The organism is Bradyrhizobium manausense, assembly GCF_001440035.1.
Classification (GTDB): Bacteria; Pseudomonadota; Alphaproteobacteria; order Rhizobiales; family Xanthobacteraceae; genus Bradyrhizobium; species Bradyrhizobium manausense.
On the sequence record NZ_LJYG01000074.1, the window covers coordinates 1 to 1,659 of the forward strand.

Consider the following 1,659-nt stretch of genomic DNA (forward strand, 5'->3'; position numbering starts at 1 on the left):
CGGCGAGAAGCTGTTCGTCGACTATTCCGGCCACACCATGGAGGTGGTCGACGGGCTCAGCGGCGAGGTGCACAGCACGCAGATCTTTGTCGCCGTGCTCGGTGCTTCCAACTACACCTACGCTGAAGCCAGCCTCAGCCAGAGCCTGCCGGACTGGATCGGCTCCCATGTCCGGGCCTTTTGCTTTTTCGGCGGCGTGGCCCGGCAAACGGTGAGCGACAATCTCAAGGCCGGCATCACCCGGGCGTGCTTTCACGAGCCGATGGTCAACCGGACCTATGCCGATCTTGCCCGCCATTACCGCACTGCCATCGTTCCGGCACTGCCGTATCGACCGCGCGACAAAGCCAAGGTCGAAGTCGGCGTCCAAATCGTCGGGCGATGGATTCTGGCGCGCCTGCGCAACCGCCGTTTCTTCTCGCTCGCCGCCCTCAACGAGGCGATCCACGCACTGCTCGTCGATCTCAACAACCGACCGTTACGGAGCTGGGGACGAAGCCGGCGTGAGCTGTTCGAGGAGCTCGACCGACCGGCACTGACCCCATTGCCTGACGAGCCGTACGAGTATGCAGAGTGGAAGCGCTGTCGGGTGAACCTCGATTATCATGTCGAGATTGCCAAGCATTACTACAGCGTGCCTCACAACCTCGTGCATGAGGAGGTCGAGGCACGGATCACCCTAAAGACCGTCGAGATTTTCCTGCGCGGCAAGCGCGTCGCCTCCCATCTGCGCAGCACTCTGTCGCATCAACCAACGACGATCGCCGAGCATATGGTCAGGAACGTGTCGACGCCGCCTGCGCCCGTGCGCTGCTGCTCAATGCCCGTTCCTACAAGTCGGTCGCCGCCATCCTCAAGAACGCCACCGACAAAACCGCTCCTCCCGCCCAGGAGGCGCCCATCCTTTTCCACGCCAACATCCGTGGCCGCAGCTACTACAACTAATCAGGAGATCACTTTGCTCATTCATCCGACCGTCGAACGCCTGCGCGCGCTCGGCCTCACGGCCATGGCCGATACCCTCATCGAACTGCCGAACAATCCCGAGGCCGCCGACATGCCGCACCCCGATTGGCTCGGTCTCCTCGTCGATCGCTAGGTCACCGCCCGCGACAACCGCCGCCTCGTACGGCGCTTGAGCAATGCCAAGCTCCGCCAGGCTGCCACCATCGAGAATGTCGACTATCGCACCGCTCGTGGTCTCGACCGCTCCCTCTTTCAGAGCCTCGCCACCTGCCAATGGATCCGCGAGCACAACCATCTCGTCATCGTCGGTCCGACCGGCACCGGCAAATCCTGGCTGGTTTGCGCGCTCGGCAACAGGGCCTGCCGCGACGGCTTCTCGGTCCTCTACAAGCGCGTGCCCCGCTTGTTCGCCGATCTCGCCCAGGCGCGTGGCGAAGGTCGTCTCGCTGGCCTGATCGCGGCGCTCGAGCGCGTCAATCTGCTCATCCTAGACGACTGGGGGCCCCGAAGCGCTCACTGCCGACCAGCGCCGTGATCTACTCGAGATCGTCGATGATCGCTACGACAAGGGATCGTTGTTGATCACAAGTCAGGTCCCCGTGCCGCAATGGCATGACGTGATTGCCGATCCCACACTCGGCGACGCCATACTGGACCGCATCATTCACAACGCCCACCGCATCGAGCTCAAGG

General features: G+C 63.0%; 2 pseudogenes. Both read left to right on the top strand.

Annotated features, from left to right (window positions below):
• Nucleotides 1-37 precede the first annotated feature (37 nt).
• A pseudogene (istA, locus tag AOQ71_RS46670) lies at nt 38-697 on the top strand (IS21 family transposase); the annotation flags it as partial.
• Nucleotides 698-958: 261 nt separating this feature from the next.
• Nucleotides 959-1,659, top strand: a pseudogene (gene istB / locus AOQ71_RS17325) (IS21-like element helper ATPase IstB); the annotation flags it as partial.